Raw genomic sequence first — 18,517 nt, 5'->3', positions numbered from 1 at the left:
ATCAATGTTTTAATTATTGCGCTTTTATAAACAAGGACCATTTAATGAAGCTCTATATAAAACCAATTATTGCCGCAGTGGCAACGTCTACGCTCTCTTTTAGTGTCATTTCAGCAGAAATCAAAAACGTTATCTTAATGATTGGCGATGGTATGGGGCCACAGCAAGTTGGCCTACTCGAAACCTACGCTAATCAAGCTCCCAACTCTATCTATCAAGGTAAAAAAACCGCGCTCTATCAACTGGCAGAACAAGGTGTCATTGGCTCCTCCTTAACCCATCCAGAAGATGCGATTGTGGTCGACTCCGCTTGTTCAGCGACTATGCTCGCAACCGGTATTTATACTGGTTCTGAAGTGATTGGTATCGATGCACAAGGTAACCACGTAGAGACCGTTCTTGAAAAAGCAAAACGCGCGGGCAAAGCGACGGGGCTTGTGTCTGACACACGTTTGACCCATGCCACCCCAGCTGCTTTTGCCGCCCACCAGCCGCATCGTTCCCTTGAGAATGACATTGCTTCCGACATGCTAGCCACTGGCGTCGATGTGATGTTATCGGGTGGTCTACGTCATTGGATTCCTCAGTCAACCAATGACAAAGGTGATACTTATCAGCAGCTTGAAAAGCTTACTCAAGGCGATGTTTACCTTAAGTCAAAACGTAAAGACCAACGTAACCTTCTCACAGAAGCACAGCAAAGTGGTTACCAACTTGCGTTTAATCGCAGCATGTTGGACAACGCAAAAGGCGATAAACTACTAGGCCTATTTGCCTATTCTGGGATGAATGATGGTATCGCTTATCGTAACGAGAAAGACGATCCTCAACGCAGCCAACCAAGCCTAAAAGAGATGACCAATAAAGCGCTCGAAGTATTGGCGAAAGACAAAGACGGTTTCTTCTTGATGGTTGAAGGTGGGCAGATTGACTGGGCGGGACACAGTAACGATGCCGGTACCATGCTGCAAGAATTGATTAAGTTTGATGAAGCAGTTCAATCTGTCTACGACTGGGCAAAAGATCGTGACGACACCATTGTGATTGTGACCGCTGACCACGAAACAGGTTCATTTGGTTTTAGTTATTCATCAAATAACTTGCCTCAACCACAAAAGCGTTCAGGAAAAGCATTTGAAAATCGCGACTACGCACCAAATTTCAACTTTGGCGCTTTTAATATCCTCGATGGCTTATACAACCAAAAACTCAGCTACTACGCGATGATCAGCCAATTTGAAAAACTCGAAAAAGCGCAACAGACACCTGAAAAACTCGCAGAAATTGTCAACCAAAACAGTGCATTCCCTATTACGCCAGCGCAAGCGGCGAACATACTGAAAAGCAAGCCCAACCCATACCGTTTAGCAGGTCATAGCTATCTATCGGTAGAAGAAGTGCCAGCAATTAACGACTTTGATGCTTTCTTCCCGTACAACGACCGTGGCAACCTGCTGGCGCGTGAACAAGCGACCGGACAAAACATTGTTTGGGGAACGGGCACGCATACTCATACGCCTGTAAATGTATTCGCTTGGGGTCCTGCGGAAAAAGTGTTACCTGTCTCTAAAATCATGCACCACTCAGAACTTGGCGAGTTCATTAAATCTCAAGTGAAATAGCCTGGACAGATTTCGCTTGGGCTAATCAACGCCCTACGGAGCGTTTTTTAGTTCGCCACAGACATTGTCTGTTGTTGGCGATGCCCTTATCTCAGCAACAAAAAAGTCCGAGTGTTATTAAAAACACTCGGACTTTGGACTCTTTAGAAGAGGGGTTCATAGGCCAGCATTAACTGCTGACGATCTCCGCTAGTTTAAAGGTAATTATTACTTACTCGCGTTGATCATATCGTTGAAGTAGTTCACTTGATTTGACATAGACAGACCTTGGTTGTTCGAACCCAAAGTCCACATAAAGAAGCCCCCATAACCATTGTCTTTCTGCCATTGTGCGCGTTTTAGATTGTTTGCACGGCTTTCAACGAAAGCGCCATCGGGTCCCCACTGACTGTTGATTGTATTACCTAAAACAATCTTCGACTTGTCGCCAATGTGTCGAGCATAGTTGTTCATCGCGACATCGTAGAGGAAGTTTTCACCCGCGTCGTAAGTCATCACATTGAAGAAATCAACGTCATGCTTGGTATCCTCTATAAGGTCAATCACTTCACCATGGTGAGATGAACGACCAGATGGCTCAATGTAAGAACAATTTTCGAATACGCCTGCATCCTGACATTCAACCGGATCGGCGCCCACGTGGTAAGTCGTTAATGACAATACTTTTTTATCGGCTACTTTTTGACGGATTAGCTTTATCAATGCCGTTAGATCTTGATTCTCTTTGTCGGTAATCCGAGCTGCTTTTTCAAAGTCAAAATCCAATCCGCCAATTTGAACGTAACCAGCTAATTGGTATTTGCTGTAATCACAATTGCCACTCCAATCTGTCGCCAGACATTCACCAACTACTTCTTCAGGTTTAAGGTTTTTCTTGTACACAGGGTACGGAGTGTTGACTAAGTCGACAAGACTGTTGGCAACCGCTTCACGGCTTTGCTCTGTGCTGATTTGAGACCAAATACTTTCATACGTCTGACCACCAAAAGCGACCATCATTGTGACATTGCTTTGATCATACTTTAAGGTCGTCCATGCTAAATACGGAGCTGGCATCCAGTCTGGGTTATAATTTGGTGGCGTTAGCATGTTATCAGAGACGGTGATATTACCGTTGGCATCCCACCGACCGAATGACAGTAAGTAGCCATCACCTTTTGAGTTAAGCAGTTCTTCGTGATCGTTTAACCCCCAAGAGGTTAGGTAACTAATCGAGCGATCTGAGTTATCCATTAAACCACCATCTCCAGCCCCTGCGCCCGTATTCTCTTTTACAGTAATGTTCGATGGTGCAGAAGTTTGCTTATGGTTTGCTGTGTTGGCCGCTTCTGCAGAGATTACGTGACGGCCAGGTTGCGCTCCTAACCATTGGTATTCGTAAGGGGCTTCTGTATCTTTGAAAAGCGTATTGCCATTTGACATAAAGGTTACTGAAGTCACCTTACCTTCATAACTTTCCGCATCCGCTTTGATTGAAATAGCGTGGCCTTCAGTAAAGCTGGAACCATCGACAGGTGAAGACAAGGACACCATCAGGTCTTCATCCGTGACAGCGATAGACATTGGGATGGTTTCTGCGCTTGCATTTTGATCATCATATGCAACGGCCGTTAGCGTATATTGGCCTTCACGTTGACCGGGGACCGTAAGGGTATACAGATCGCTGCCCGAAGATTTCGTCGACGTGGTAACCACTTCTCCGTTCAGTTTCACTTCAACACGTTCAACGCTAGTATCGTCTGTCGCTTTCACAATTACATTAAATGGTTGATTTGGTGATATTTTGCTTCCATCTTGTGGTGATTGTACATTCACTTCTGGCACAGGGTTATGGTCGCATTGACCCTCTTCACTCCACGCATCTTTCCATGCACCTGGGTAGTTAGGATCGCCAGTACCCGGAGTCCAGACTGAATTGCCACACCATCCTGCCACTTTACATGTATAGATATTACCAATATTGGTGACTTGATCACCCATCTTGTAAGCCACACCGTTTTCGTATTGCGGGACATCGCCACAACTGTTACTCGCATCCGTTACTGTAATGGTTAAGCTTTGGCGTGTGACATGACGTTCATCATCTCGAGCTTCTACGCGAATTGGCACCGTACCCTTGGTTTGAGGCGTCCAGTCACAGGAAAAGTCATGATGAGCTTTCGCATCTAGATTACAAACTTCGACATTATTTGCAAAGAACTTAACGTTCGATAGATCGTCATCAGCATCAAACACATCCGCTTCAATCGTTACGATTTCGCCTTTTTTATGCGAAGAGCCCGCTTGCGGAGAAACAAAATGCACTACAGGAGGGTTGGCTGCTGTCGATTCTGACTCTACTGACACTGTTACCTTTTGCTCTGATAGTTTCTCACCTTCATCATCAAAAGCAATGACAGAAATCGCAGCAGCACCGACTTCAGTTGGTTGCCATTCTTGCAAATACTCTTTTGTGCCTGCCACAACAGGCTGTTGTGCTAGTTTAGTGTTGTTAACCCAAAACTCGAGCTTATCAGCCCCCTCACCTTCAACACTCGTTATAATATCGACATTAGATCCCTTATAAATAACAGAGCCTTGTGTTGGTGAAAGGATATCTAGAGAGACCTCTGGCGATGGCGTGACTTCACCATCAGTTTTCACCACAACAGAATCTTCAAACGCATTGATATCTTTCAATTCGCCACCAAACGCGAGTGTCAGTGTTGCCGATTCACCTGAAGCAAGTGTACTGTCTACCCAAGAACCAGTTGGGAACTTAAGTTTAACTGAGTTGAGAACGCCATTTGACTGAGGAGTGTGCGTGATTTTCCATGATGGATAAGATAAATCAGATGATGCCCACCCAATATCATTAATCGCAACTGGCAATACGAACTCAATCACTGCTTCGTGCATGTTTTCTGCTGCGGAGCCTGTATTTTTCACTTCAAGTTTATAACTGCTCCACCACTCACTCTCAGATTGTGAATTCACTCCCGTGCTAAATTCAGACGCCATTGCTTGAGAAATCGGACTTAACAAGAAACCAGAAAATAGAACAGCCAATCCTACCGTTCGAAAACCGTTCATCGTTATTTCTGCCGAACGTTTCCTATATTGAATCATCATTGTTGTGAGCACCCATGTTTAATTTGATAACTTATTCAGTAAATTGAGAGAGGGGGGGTATTAAAGGCGATCAGACATCATTCGCGACAAAGTCGCAGGACTTTTCTGATTAAAATTAACCTCACCTATCTCACGTACGTTATAGACACCCAGTTTAGAACTCAGTGAATAACGGACCAGTATTTGACCTTATCGCTCCAATGAATAGAACTAAACAATGCGTTTAGTCACTGCTCTTCTAGAGGAAAGATAATCATGGCGGCTTGCTACCAAGATGAAGATGTTTTACAAAAATAGCAGATAAAGTAGAGCGCCAATCGACGCTCTTTTATGAAGTGATTAGGCAGTGTGATCTTGATTGACCATGTGCAAATGGACATCTTGTTGTGGGAAAGGAATCGAGATCGCTTCTTTATCGAACCTAAGCTTGACCTCTTTCGTCACATCCCAATAAACGTCCCAATAGTCATCCGTTTTCACCCATGGACGAACAATGAAATCGACCGAAGAGGTATTAAGTGTGTGCACTTTGACCATCGGCTCAGGAGTACGTAATACCGAGGGGTGTGAGGTGATAATGTCAGTCAAAACCTGCTCTGCTTTTAGCAGATCATCGGCATAACCGATACCAAACACCATATCAACGCGACGAACACGCTCATGAGTAACGTTCTTGATAACATCACCCCAAATTTTGCTGTTCGGAATAATAATGATCTGATTATCAAACGTTTTAATGGTGGTGTTAACCAAACTCATATGGCTGACCTTACCATCAACGCCACCCGCAAAAACAAAGTCACCCACATCAAACGGACGATAGATTAGTAACATCATCCCCGCCGCAAAGTTCGACAGGGTATCTTGCAAGGCAAAACCAATAATCACACCTGCAATCCCGAAACCAGTCAGCACAGGGGCAAGGTTTAAGCCAATTTGTGACAAGGCGACTAAAAAGCCAATCACCCAGATGAACTTGCCTGACATGCCGATAAAGAAGTCTTGCATCAAGTGCGACAAATTGAGGTTTTTGGTCACCACTGTCTTACTCACGACTTTACGCACCAACTTTGCGAGCATACTTGTCGCAAGCAGGATTAAGGCAAAGACAAACAGTTGGAATAAATGCTGGGGTGCATTATTGACCATCCAATGCCATAAGTTGTCCGTCCAAGTTGTCACAATCGCTAACATTACCGGACCATTGAGCAAATCTTGAGTAATACTGCCGGTCACTTCAAACTGCAAGCGTTTGTACTCGGCACTATCGATATCAAGCTTGTCTGCTAGGTTAATCAGTGTAGAGAGGCTGTCGACCGCAATACTCATGCGCTGTTTAATCACCAACTGATTAAGTTGCAATGCTGATTTTTCCGACTCTGGACTGACCGTAAGTTGCTTACCAACCACACTTATCTGTTGATTAAAGTACTCAACAGATGCGGACACTAATCGCAGCCTTTTCAGCACTACATTGCGCAGTTGCTCTTCTGCCACGGCTTCATCAAGACCGAGCGCTTTGAGCCACTGAATATTCTGCCAACGGGAGGTAATGACTTCATCAAGGTAATGTTGTAACTCTTGATATTCGGTAATCAACGACAATCGCTCGGTATTCTCAGCTTCATCGATTTTTACGTTCAGTGCTTTGATCTTACTTTCAAGATAGGCAGTGGCATTGCTGGTGTACTTTCGCTGCATTTCCACTTGCGCAATCAACATTTCCTTATCAATGCTTTGGCTGTTGATCGCACTCGTCAGTTGCGCTCTGAGCTCTTCATTTTTTTGAAATAACTTGAGTTGCAGAGCATCCTTTTCATCGCCGCTGGCACTGTTCAAAGAATCACTCAGATCTTTTAAATCGCTATTAATTGTCTGCAGCGCTATTGCGTCTCGAGATAATACCGGTTGCGTGGACTCTTCGACAGCATGAGCATTCAGGCTGACAACCAAGGCTAGCACCGCAACCAGTGACCAGCAGAAAAAAGAGAAATGTGAACGTTTGACTTGTCCCATATTTACCTCAAAAAGACTCAAACAAGTCTTTGTTTTACAAATTGATGCTTTCTAGTGTACACCACTCTCCGTACAAGTTTTGCATTCTCACTGTTAGCCGTCAGCAAATACAAAAACAGCCGCGAATGGCGGCTGTTTGTCTCAACTAGTCTCGGTTAGGATGATTCAAAATGTGATCTTCCCAATTGACGACATCAATTTCGTAAACCACCTTATTACGCACGCTTTCACCGGCGGCATGCATGGCAGATTTGGAACCTGTGATCAATGGGTGCCACTCTGGCAGAGGTTGTTTTTCTGCCAGCAAACGATACGCGCATGTGTGTGGAAGCCAGGTAAAGTCGTCGATATCATCACGAGTCAACTTTGTGCACTCTTCACCTGAGGTGAAACGGTTTGGGTAATCTTTACACGAACAGGTTTTGCTGTTTAACCAGCTACATGCAACATTGGTGTAATAGATCTCATCACTGTCTTCATCCATCAATTTATGCAGACAACATTTACCACAGCCATCACACAAAGATTCCCACTCTTGTTCAGTCATCTCTTCTAATGATTTTTGTTGCCAAAACTGCGTCATGTGTCTAAACCCTAACTACTCGAGTACTTGATGAAAAAGCAAAGCCGAATTTATATAGATCCTGAGCCGAAAGTGCAAGTAGTTAGGGTGAACATTCTATTAACTACTGTTCAAGCATTTGATTTAACTGCGCCACTTTCCAACTTAAATTGTTTAGCCTGCGTTTGAGCTCTTCAAACTCTTGTTGTGCTTGCTGATATTGCTGCTTCTCTATCAACTCTTCAACGTACCCTACGCGGCCGTATATTGGCGATAGACTGACCGCAAAAGACTCTAACGATTTTGTTTCGTTGGCCACATCAGACCAACGACGCTTTTTCGCTAACAGTGCAACATTGGCCATTTTGGTGCGAATTTCACTAAAGCGAGCGACAAACTCGTCCGCTTGCTCAAGAGCGTATTGCTGATCTTGACCAAGCTGATCACTGATTGCAACCACCTGCTCATTATCTGCATAAAGCTGCTGCAAAATGTTGAGCTGCTCCATTGCCTCTAAATAAGGCTGCTCTATCGACACCTGGGTGTTGCGCTTAATCGACGCTTGATACATAGGCACCATTTCATTGCGAAATGACTGCAGTGTATCTGGGCTGGTGAATTCAACAAAGTCAGGTAAATTGCGACTGTCGAGCGAAGGTACTTCAACCGATTGTTTGTAATAATATTTATGAAAAAAATCGGGGTGACTATAAGCCCACAACCCGCCCCCGCCAATCACGCTGCCCAGTAAACCCGCAGCAACTAAACCCAAACGAAAACGTTGTGGGCTAACTTTCTCACTGGATTCTTGGCGCTGTTTTTCTTGGCGCTTGAGCGCCGTATGGTAGCGCGTTTCTATCTGATCAATATGCTCGAACAAAACAAACCCTACCCCCTCGAAGTTAACCCTTTGTTCTGGTTGTTGCAGAGTTAACCAATCATTAATCCGTTCACACAAGCGTTCACTGCGATACAAATCGCGAAGCTGTTCCTGAGTCGGTTTCATCTTTTTCAGCTCAGGGATCGCTTTACCATTGACCCAATCGAGAACTTCTTTGCGCATTTTGGCCGACTTAGTGTCTGGTTTTGGTAATACCAATAAACACTGCATAATTAACTCTAAGCCGTTAGCATAACCGGTCAGCCCTTCTATTTTGAGTTTAGCAATGGTCATGTAACTGCTAAGCAACAGATCAATACCAGGTCCTTTGGCTAGTGCTTCACAACACTCATAAACCGCTTGCCAATTCGTCCCACCCGAAAGTGGATTAAAGCGTGCATTAATTTCATCACGTACCTGTTGGTAGTGTTCAAGGTGTCGAATCGCTTGTGAGTCTGAAACGATATGGTAAACATTGTGATCAAGAAAAATCGTTGTGGACATGGAAACTTCGGTCCTAGTAGTCAAAGGAGCAAGTTACCTTGCTCCTTTTTCTGGTTAATACAGGGTTTTAGAAAGCTTGAACGACTTAAACAGCCTCTCAGTGAACGGGTTCGCATCAGACTCGGCGTTGATTCGATAAATCATCTCTCCACCATCGACCGAGAAACGATAGTCGACCGATGTTTTACTCGCTGACAAGACACTGCCCTCTTCGAGCAAGCGGAAAAATGCCCATGGTCCCTTGAGATTAATACTGCGTGGTGACAAGTTAGACTTCGTTGGTACTAAGGTCACTTTCGACACCGCCGAATCTCGCAATGTGTTTGGCCAAATCAGCTCGGCACCTTCACGTGGCCCATGACTGTACGTTAAGTACTGGCCATCTACATTCAAGACACTGCGCCGTTTGTTGCCACTTAGCTGCAGCGGCTCAACCGAGAAATTGACGTCCAAAATCCCTTTTCGATTAAAGAAAGCTTGGCGAATGCGCTGCGCTTGAGCAATTTGTGCCAATACTTCAGGGCGAATAATCGACTGGGCACTGTCATACTCATCAACCGCAATGTTCTCTTCAATAAACACTTTCAACTGGTTATTGTAGAAATTATCTAACGTTCCCTGCGGAGCAAAGAAGGCTTCAAAATCTTGTAACGCCACATCTTTGTTCGACTGTTCATTAAACGGATAGCGACTGGCTAGTTTAGTGTAGTAAGGCTGGTAAACGTCTTCATACCAACGTACTTCCAAGTGCTTAATTGCCTCTTGCTTAACCACATACCAGCTCTCATCAGCGAGTTTTGCCACCATGCTGTCAAGTGGCCTTGGCAAACCTGATGAAATCCGCTTTAAGGTATAAATAGGGTCGGCGCTGACCAGCTTGACCCGTGCTTTAGTCGCATCTAATGCCGCCATACCAACATCTGGTGACTCTTGGATCGCTTTCAGATAGGTTTTGAGTTCATCAACCGATGCCAATACTTCATTGATATAAGCTGGCTGTTCGCCGACAGGTTTAAGCATCAAGTTAAGTTCCGCGAATGGCGATTGAATGCTCGACGCCACTTTGTACTTAGCACTTTTTAAAAGCTCATCCTTTGCTTCACTGTCTGGGTCTAAACCCGCAATCACTTGGGTATTATTTTCCAACGTGCGCAGCAGACGCTGCATTGGCTCAACGTTACCAGTGAGATTTTCTAGCACCATAACCGCATCATTGATATCACCGAAATACTTCATATCGATATCATTGAGCGCCGCTCGCCAGGTATTGACGTAATCGGCGACATATAGATTGCGGATCTTCTCACGCAGTACCTGTTTATCCGCTTCACTAAACTGAGCAACTTTTGACTGCCCCAGCACCCAGCTGTCAATCAGGGCCAACTCAGATACCGATTCAGAGCGCGGCATAAAGTAGTTTTCAAAGCCCTCTTTGGTCAGCATTTGTGGGATGTATAAGCTACTATTAGCAACACGTTCTTCAAATACGATATCAAAAATAGGCCCGACTAAGTTGCGAATACTGATAGCAGGACCAAGCACGGTTTGCGCATTGAGCTTAAGGTTACGATAAACACGTTGATCGTTCGGCATCGTGCTCAGTTCAGACTGAACCTTAGCAATAGTGCCATCATAAGGTTTCATCACTTGCTCTGCGAACGCATCTCCTTGAGCTCGCGCACTGGCCAAATCGGTGTGGCGCATCGCGTAATCTAAATGCTCAATCAACTCGCCTTGGACTTTCTTTTGTCCTGCGAAGGCGCGTTGCCAATACTTGCCAAAATAATCAAGAACATAGTCTTTATAACGACCACTTTTATCAACCATCATGCGATAGACACGCAGTACCGCGAGCTTTTCTTCTTCGGTTTTCGCTTGCTCAAGTGCGACGACAACATCAGCCATCAACAAGGGGAGGAAGCGGTTTTCCAATAAGTTTAAGTAGGTATCTTCAACCATTGGTCCGATTGTATGCCCTTGATAAAGACCAAAGTCCGAGATGTAACGTGGTTTTTCACGAAAGAAACCAAACTCTAACGTCGCTTGACGAATTTTGTTTAATGGCTCCAAAATATCCTTTTGTGACGCCAACGCAAGATTCGATGGGTACTTAGCTTTGTACTCATTCACCTTGGTCAATACCGCATCTGATTGATTAACGTTGACCTGATAGTAACGATGCCAAGTTCCGAACAGTAATACCGACGCCACCAAACAAGCGGCAAACGACAGCCCCATCAAACGGCGCTTTTGCTTCGCGACCCGGAAGTTATCAGAGGCTAATCCCGCTTCAGGATAGATAACATTGCTAAACAACTGCTGAGTAAAATAGACCGTTGAGTTCTTCGCGTTTTGCGCTTTATTAACCGAATGCGATAAACCATATCGGCGTGACGCAGAGTCACCAAAGGCATTACTTGGTACGCCTTGTTGATAGACCGAAGTAAAGTAAGCACCACGAACCAAGGCTGACGTCGAAAACTGGTCGCTAGAGAGCGCATCTTGGAAAAACTCTTTCAAGATACTTTGCAACCCGGACATTTGACGCGTAAAGCTATAAATGGCGTCGCGCTCTTCTTGATCAATTGGCTCTGCAACCGCATGAGGAAAGAGATCATTAATACGGGCAACAAATTGACCATAGTCGTTATCGAACTCTTCGAGCCAATGGTCAAGGTTATCGACCGATTCAAGTGAAAAGGTAAAACCCAGCACTTCATCACGTTGCGACTTGGAATAGTGTTTGAAGAATGGTTCAAAACCGTAGAGCAGATCGAGCTTTGTCAGCGTAATATAAACGGGCAGACGAGTAGCCAATGTTTCCATCAACTCACGAATACGTGCGCGCAATAGATTGGCATAGGCTTTACGCTCACTCGCAGTAGAGGTTGCTAAATGCGATACATCCAATGCCAGTACAACACCGTTAAGCGGTCTGCGACTGCGTGTTTTCTCTAACCAATTGACAAAGTGAAGCCACAAACGACGCTCCAGTTCACCATCATTGTCTTCGCTACGATTTCCCTGAGTGAGCAATTCACCGTCAGGGTCAATCAGTACCGACTCATCACCAATCCACCAGTCGAATGAGTATGGGTTCTCACTCTTTTGCCCAGAAGCGCGCATCACCGAAGATAACGCGAAATTCTGTCCAGAGCGATTGATCAAACTGGTTTTACCAGCATTTTCCAAACCAAGTACTAGATACCAAGGTAAAGCATAAAGGTAATTACGTGTGTTGAGACTCTGCTTCATCTCTTTCATCACGTCATTAAGTTCGGCTTCTTGGCGCTCTTCGTAGACCTGGATCGGATCTTGTTTTAACTGCTCTTCGCGCTTTTGCTGACCTTTGAAACCTTGCAGTTTTCGCCACTGCCAAATTCCCCAGCCTGATAGGGAGAAAAGCATGAATAGCGCACTCGCTAAACCGCGAGCAAATACGCTCTCTAATGGTTTGCTGCCTTGAATTTCTAACCAAGGACCGGCCCACCAAATAGCGACATTTAATAGAATAAAGAGTGTAAACAACAGAATTGGAAGCGCTGCTGCAATACCCGGCTTAAATTTCTTAACGATCCCAATGATACTTTTCCACATGGATAGTCCCTTAGCTTAATCTGACGCTGTATTTCGTTCTAATTGTTCGATGAGTGACGGCTCCCACTGGGTAACGCTCGTCTGTGTAATTTCTTGTTTTAAGGTTTGATATTGCTCTTTAGCCATCGCATCTAGGTGGTTATGTTTAAGAAGATCGGCACTCAATAAGCGCCAGTAAAAACGATCGCGAGGCTCTGTTGCAGCCACTAAACCATCATTGAGCATCGACATCGCGACCGCAATCCCGCCCTCTTTGGCCAAACTGAACGCTTCGTCGCGCTGCTCTTGCCAACTGCCAGAGCCTGAAACAGCCGCCGTGCCGCCTTGATAAGCAGTGAGCCACTCTCGAACTGCGTCACTAATAAATGGCGCGCCCCCTTTAAATTTCAGTTCCACAACCGTGGGGAATCGCTCAATAAACGCTTGAGTTTCTTCAATAATCGCTTTGCACCATCCTTCTTGGCCCAATGCCTTTGCGATATCGTGACTCATCAGTTGACCTTCAAACCAATACGGTGCGATGGTCAAGCTCTGTTCCACTCGACGCCATAGTGCGAGATCCGGTTGATGCAGATGATCTTGATACTCTTTCACGCGCTCAGTTTGCATTCCTCTTAGCAAGGTTTGGCCTTGATGATCGTGATCAGGAAGCGTAGTAATCGCCCCCCATAGCGCATGGCGACGCACGCGAATGGCCAGCGCGCCCGAGAATTCTTGTTCAGAAAGATATTCCGCGACTTTCAGCAGTGTCTGTTTAGCCGCTTTGTCACTTGAATTGTCAATCGCTAAAGATGACGAGGACGTTGGTGACGTACTCGTCGGAGCAGGTTGCTGCTGCGCGGCTTGCGCGACTTTCTCTCGCTCTTGAGCTCTTGTTAGTTGATTAACAATCGTCACCACTACCGACTCGGCCACATCAGACGATAACTCGTTGGCTTCAATGACCGCCTGCCACTCTTGCACCGTTTGTTGCAACTCCTCTCGGTCTTGGCTATCGAGTGTGGCAAAATCAAACTTATCCACGGCCAATGAAAAACGCTGGCAGATTTGACTAAAAAACTTTCGTCTCGGCAGGTTGCCGCGTTTACCCGGAGCTGGAAAACAGTCTTGCCAATAGTGGGTAATAAAATCACTCATGACACCAAAAGAAGTGATCAAACGTTTGGGGGTCAATTGATGATGCAAACACTGCAAAAGGTAAACCAACAGTTTGATGTCTTTACTTTTCTCATTCAACAAGGTGACGGTACTATGCTCGACCTCTTGCCACTGCACACTGGCATGAGATAACGAACCCACCTTCATCATTTGATCTTCAACAAAATCAAACAGCGGCTCATCCAATAGTCGTTCACCGACTGGTGACTCTGCGCTGATCGGGCGCACAATGCTGGCTCGATACTGAGTAATGTCCATTGTTACCACCCACACCTTTGTCGCAATGGCACTAGGGCTTGATCTAACTGCGTAGCGTCAAATTTTAGGCCGTCAATCTGCGGCGAATTTGAGCGCAGAGTCAAACGCGAGTTTTTCGTCATCGCTTTCATCATAGAAATCGCAGGCATTCCTCGTGCTGACGAGAACAACACCCCAACATCATCGCTGCGCCAATGCTGTTTTGGGCCATAAGCAACAGAAACCTGAATCCGTGCATCTTCCAGGGCAGTCGGTAGCGCCAATTCAATCCGGCTTATTTTGTTAATACAGCTCATCATCAACACAGGTGAAGGCTTATCTTGAGTTTGCGCCACGGATAGCGTTAACCACGCATCACCATTGTCTTTATCGCCCTGCTCAATCACATTGATTGGCTGCGCTTCAAGTGCGGTGGTAAACGCGGTATGCCAAGCTTGTGGTTTGTTATCGCCTAAAGACTGAGTCGATAACTGTGTTGGTGTATTTAGGGCTTGATCAAAGCAACTTAATCGCTCAAGGCGCTCGCTAATGGTGGTGCATTGCTGGGCACGCTCAAGCGGGGACATTGTGGCGTCACTCGCCACCGTCTGGGCACTAAACAATAAGCTGTTAACCGATATTGTCAGTAGCCAAGTCGAGGTTTTCATAACGCTTTGATCTCCAACTTCTGACATTTGTAGGCGAGTGTGCGCTTAGGGATACCTAAACTCTTGGCCGCTTTACCACGATCACCCGAAAATTGATTCAAACGCTCACGAATGATCTGCTCTTCATAATCATTCATCGCCTGTTTCAGGTCATTAATGGCAGAAAAGCCCCCTTGAGCTGGCGCATAAGGATGATCACTGATAAAGGTTGACTGTAGATTGTGATGCATTGCTGGCTCGGCACTTTGCAATTCAAAGTTCAAGCACGCGATGCGATTGGCGAAACTGCCTTCACTCACTTCAGATTCATCGCGGCACTGAGCACAGCCAAATTCCACTAAATGTTTTAACTCACGCACATTTCCCGGGAAGGTGTACTGCTTTAAGCAGTCCAGAGCACGGTAATGTAAACCACGGATTTTAGTCCCATGTTGTCGATTGAATTCACTAACAAAATGTTGGCTCAACTGATCAATATCTTCGAGGCGTTCAGACAAACGCGGCAAAGTGAGTGGGTATTGGAACAGACGATAGTACAAATCTTGGCGAAACTGCTTGCTACGTACTTGTGCCAGCAAGTTAACATGCGTTGCCGAGACCAAACGAAAATCTGAGCTGAGCTCTTCTTTGCCCCCAATCGGGCGAAATTGTTTGGTTTCGAGAACGCGAAGCAACTTAGCTTGAAGTGAAAGCGGCATATCACCAATTTCGTCGAGAAATAGTGTCCCACCATCGGCTTGAGCGATCAGACCTTTTCGGTCAGATTCAGCGCCAGAGAATGCCCCTTTACAGTAACCAAATAACTCACTTTCAAGCAGGTTTTCGGGGATAGCAGCACAGTTAATTGCCACTAATGGCTGCGCACTACGAGTGGATAGATGATGAATCGCTTGTGCGACCAACTCTTTACCCGTTCCGGTATCACCTTGTACCATAACCGAAAGCTTTGATTCCGCCGCACTGACGATTTGCTGACGAAGCCTTTGCATCGAACCACTTTGGCCAATCAATGACTCAGACAGTTTATCCGCCATATCACGCAACTTTGTGTCGCGCTGAATATCGCTAAGCGATTCAGACAACACTTTAATGTCACGCTGCTCGCGCTCCATCTCTTCAAGCAAATGCCATTGTTTGGTGAACACATCAACAAACTTAATGCAGTCTTGGCTTGCAAACGCTCGACTGACCGTGCGTTGATCTCCCAACATGAACAGCACTAACTGCACCTGCTTCGAGTTCAACGGCAGAGGATGAATACACACGCTTTCAAACATGCCAACCCCAGCCACCAACTCAGCAAAAGCGCGATCGGATTGCCAGAACAATAACTCATCCGAAGAGAGTGCCATTGGTGATGCGCTTTGCAACACATGGGCAAATGGATTATTGAGATCATCGACCCCCCACGAGACGTTAGTCTGCCCATCATGAGGAACGAGACGACGTCCCTCTGAGTTAGGCATTAACATCATGCAGTTAGACAGACTCAACTCACCCACAACAATTTCTACAAACCGAGCCATCAGCTCACTCTTGGTCTTGATGCCAATAAGATCAGTGACTCGCTCTAACCAGTTAGACATCACTACTCAACCTCGCCGATAAACTCACCGTCTTGCGCAGCAAGGTAAATACGAGTCACAGGTTGCTGCTCAGAAAGCTTGTTGAGTAACGCCAGCGAAATTGGTGGTAATAATTGACCTTCGATAATCGCTTCTAGCATACGCGCGCCATTTTCTGAGCGAGTCGCACGCGATAAGATTTCATCTATCAGCGAATCTTCGATCAATACTTCCGCTGCATAACGTTCTTTAAAGAGTGTTTCGAGACGCGAAAGCTTAAAGCGCACAATAGACTCAAGCACTTCGTTACTAAGTGGCATATAAGGAACCACTTCCATTCTTGCCAATAGCGCGGGTTTGAAGAAAGCGGCCAACTCTGGATAGAGTGCATCATCAAGCTTTTCGACTTGGTCAGCGTAATCAACAATGGTCTGGAAACCTAAGTTTGAAGTTAGGAAGAAGACAATATTCTGGCAATCGATAATGCGACCTTCACCATCGGCAAGTTCCCCTTTATCAAAGGCTTGATAGAAAAGGTTGAGGACTTCCGGATGGGCTTTTTCTACCTCATCAAGCAACACTACTGAATAGGGCATCTTACGAATCGCTTCCGTCAATATGCCACCTTCACCGTAGCCAACATAACCCGGAGGTGAACCGATTAAACGCGATACTGTGTGTTTCTCTTGATACTCAGACATGTTAATCGTGGTTAGAAATTGCTTACCGCCATACAAGTGCTGGGCAAGCTGTACTACTGTTTCGGTTTTACCGACACCACTAGGCCCCACGAGTAAGAAAGCCCCTTTTGGTCGGCCTGGACGACGTAAATCGGCACGAGCGGTCAGAAGGTGTCGATGAACACGTTCAATGGCGACATCTTGCCCCTTGATTGACTGACCTAAAATGCTCGCTAAGTGCGTAATCTTATGCAGTTCATCGCTGTTCATTTGATCAACAGGCACCCCCGTCCAATCGGCTATCACTTCCGCGACTTGCTGAGCATCAACTTGAGGATGAATCAGACGTTCAGTGTGGGGAATGGCATCTAACTGCTGATATTTTTCGCGGATGGTCGCGACAATTTGCTCGCGCTGATCGACAGGTAAAGCGTTTTGTTGCTCGCTTGTGAGCGAAGCTCTAAGTTCAATAATCTCTTCAACCAACTCTTTTTGCTGCTGCCACTGAGCCGTCAAGCGCTCACGCTCTTGTTCGTCTTCTGCCTCTTGAATTTTAAGCTCTTCCAGACGTTCATGGTCAACGTCTTTACCGAGTAATTGAGCTCGTTCCAGCATATCGATTTCAAGTTGACGTTGGTGACAAGCGGTTTCGATAAACGCTAAACGTTTTGGTGGCGCGGTCAAATTGATGGCAATACGTGCACAGGCGGTGTCGAGTACGTCAATCGCTTTATCAGGCAGTTGTCGACCCGAGATATAACGCACCGACAACTCAGCCGCCGCTTTCAATGCATCATCGGTGATCAGAACATTGTGCGTTTTCTCATACACGCTGTTCAACCCGCGTAGAATATCAACCGCTTGCTCTACACTTGGCTCATCAAGTTTAACCAGTTGGAAACGGCGGGTTAATGCCGGATCTTTCTCAAAGTACTTTTTGTACTCTTTCCACGTGGTTGCTGCGATGGTGCTTAGTTCACCTCGAGCGAGCGCTGGTTTAAGTAAGTTAGCCGCATCACCGCCCCCTTCTTGATTGCCCGCTCCGATTAGGGTGTGCGCTTCATCGATGAACAAAATGATCGGTTTTGGTGAGTGCTTAATCGCATCAATGACCCCTTTAAGGCGCTTCTCGAACTCACCTTTAACTGAAGCACCTGCTTGCAACAAACCTAAATCGAGTGAGTGAAGTTCAACACCTTGTAGTTGCAAAGGCACGGTCCCAGCGACCACGCGAAGGGCCAACCCCTCAATCATAGCGCTCTTACCAACACCGGCATCCCCGACCACGATCGGATTGTTCTTGCGTCGTCGACATAGGATATCAATCATAAGGTTGATTTCGTTTTCACGACAAAGCACAGGATCCAGTTGATTCTGGCGCGCCTGCTCGGTCACGTTAGTGCAGTATTTGGCAAGAATAGAGGTATCGCTACCCTCTTGTGCCAACGTTTTACCTGGCGAGCTTGGTTCAACTTGTGTTTCTGAAGAGTCAGCGAGCACCATATCAAAGTGCTTTTTCAAGCTCTCGCGATTAATACCATCAACAATACGCACCAACTTATGGTCCATATAGCGATCAGCTCGTGTCAACGCAGCCAATAGAATGGCACCTGAGCGAAGTTCCGGTTGATCCAGTTCGGTGGTTGATAATAGCCAAGCTTCTTGAAGCAGCTCTACCAATAGTGGAGAAAACGCTGGATAACTATCAAGCGCTTGTTCGCGAACAAAACTGGTCACAATGGCTTGTTTAATGTCATCAATCGATAAGTCAGACTGCTTCAAGATCACGCGCACATCTGAAAGTGGGTTGTCTAATAAGACTTCAAGATAGTGCTCAAAAGTAATTTCACTGTGCTGACGTTCAATACACACAGACGCTGCCTGCTCTAGGGCAAGCTTGCTCTGTTGATTTAATTT

Annotated in this window: 10 protein-coding genes; 1 reads left to right on the top strand and 9 read right to left on the bottom strand. The window is 45.8% G+C overall.

Annotation, left to right across the window (positions count from 1 at the left end):
* Positions 1–44: 44 nt before the first annotated feature.
* Positions 45–1,622 (top strand): alkaline phosphatase, encoded by a 1,578-nt coding sequence (locus tag ViNHUV68_RS04630; RefSeq protein ID WP_038176949.1) that lies wholly within the window; start codon positions 45–47, stop codon positions 1,620–1,622.
* A gap of 207 nt (positions 1,623–1,829) precedes the next feature.
* On the opposite strand, the gene ViNHUV68_RS04625 is transcribed toward ViNHUV68_RS04630, so the two are convergent.
* The 9 genes from ViNHUV68_RS04625 to tssH form a co-directional block, all read right to left on the bottom strand.
* Entirely contained in the window at positions 1,830–4,727 is a 2,898-nt protein-coding gene (locus tag ViNHUV68_RS04625) for an Ig-like domain-containing protein (RefSeq protein WP_211253019.1), read from the bottom strand.
* A gap of 345 nt (positions 4,728–5,072) precedes the next feature.
* Positions 5,073–6,749 (bottom strand): mechanosensitive ion channel domain-containing protein, encoded by a 1,677-nt coding sequence (locus ViNHUV68_RS04620; RefSeq protein WP_391089570.1) that lies wholly within the window; start codon positions 6,747–6,749, stop codon positions 5,073–5,075.
* A gap of 145 nt (positions 6,750–6,894) precedes the next feature.
* A complete protein-coding gene (locus tag ViNHUV68_RS04615; RefSeq protein ID WP_391089568.1) occupies positions 6,895–7,332 on the bottom strand; it encodes a YcgN family cysteine cluster protein in 438 nt (145 codons plus the stop codon).
* A 103-nt stretch (positions 7,333–7,435) separates the two neighbouring features.
* On the bottom strand, positions 7,436–8,695 hold the full coding sequence (locus ViNHUV68_RS04610) for a type VI secretion system ImpA family N-terminal domain-containing protein (protein WP_391089566.1): 1,260 nt from the start codon (positions 8,693–8,695) through the stop codon (positions 7,436–7,438).
* Between the two features lie 54 nt (positions 8,696–8,749).
* Positions 8,750–12,247 carry a type VI secretion system membrane subunit TssM gene (gene tssM, locus ViNHUV68_RS04605; protein WP_391090265.1) on the bottom strand — a complete coding sequence of 1,166 codons (3,498 nt, stop codon included), beginning with the start codon at positions 12,245–12,247 and terminating at the stop codon, positions 8,750–8,752.
* A gap of 60 nt (positions 12,248–12,307) precedes the next feature.
* Positions 12,308–13,708: a type VI secretion system protein TssA gene (tssA, locus tag ViNHUV68_RS04600; RefSeq protein WP_391089564.1), complete on the bottom strand. Its 1,401-nt coding sequence runs from the start codon at positions 13,706–13,708 to the stop codon at positions 12,308–12,310.
* Between the two features lie 2 nt (positions 13,709–13,710).
* Positions 13,711–14,355: a type VI secretion system-associated protein VasI gene (gene vasI / locus ViNHUV68_RS04595; RefSeq protein ID WP_391089562.1), complete on the bottom strand. Its 645-nt coding sequence runs from the start codon at positions 14,353–14,355 to the stop codon at positions 13,711–13,713.
* Complete coding sequence (locus ViNHUV68_RS04590) at positions 14,352–15,941, bottom strand: sigma 54-interacting transcriptional regulator (protein WP_391089560.1); 1,590 nt, start codon at positions 15,939–15,941, stop codon at positions 14,352–14,354. The genes vasI and ViNHUV68_RS04590 overlap by 4 nt, the downstream gene beginning before the upstream one ends.
* A gap of 2 nt (positions 15,942–15,943) precedes the next feature.
* The gene (tssH, locus tag ViNHUV68_RS04585; protein ID WP_391090263.1) at positions 15,944–18,472 is read right to left on the bottom strand and encodes a type VI secretion system ATPase TssH; all 2,529 of its coding nucleotides are present in this window, start codon (positions 18,470–18,472) and stop codon (positions 15,944–15,946) included.
* Positions 18,473–18,517 lie beyond the last annotated feature (45 nt).

This window comes from Vibrio sp. NH-UV-68, from assembly GCF_042940635.1.
Classification (GTDB): Bacteria; Pseudomonadota; Gammaproteobacteria; order Enterobacterales; family Vibrionaceae; genus Vibrio; species Vibrio pacinii.
The sequence above is the reverse complement of the archived record's forward strand: the minus strand, read 5'-3'. Positions and strand labels throughout refer to the sequence as shown.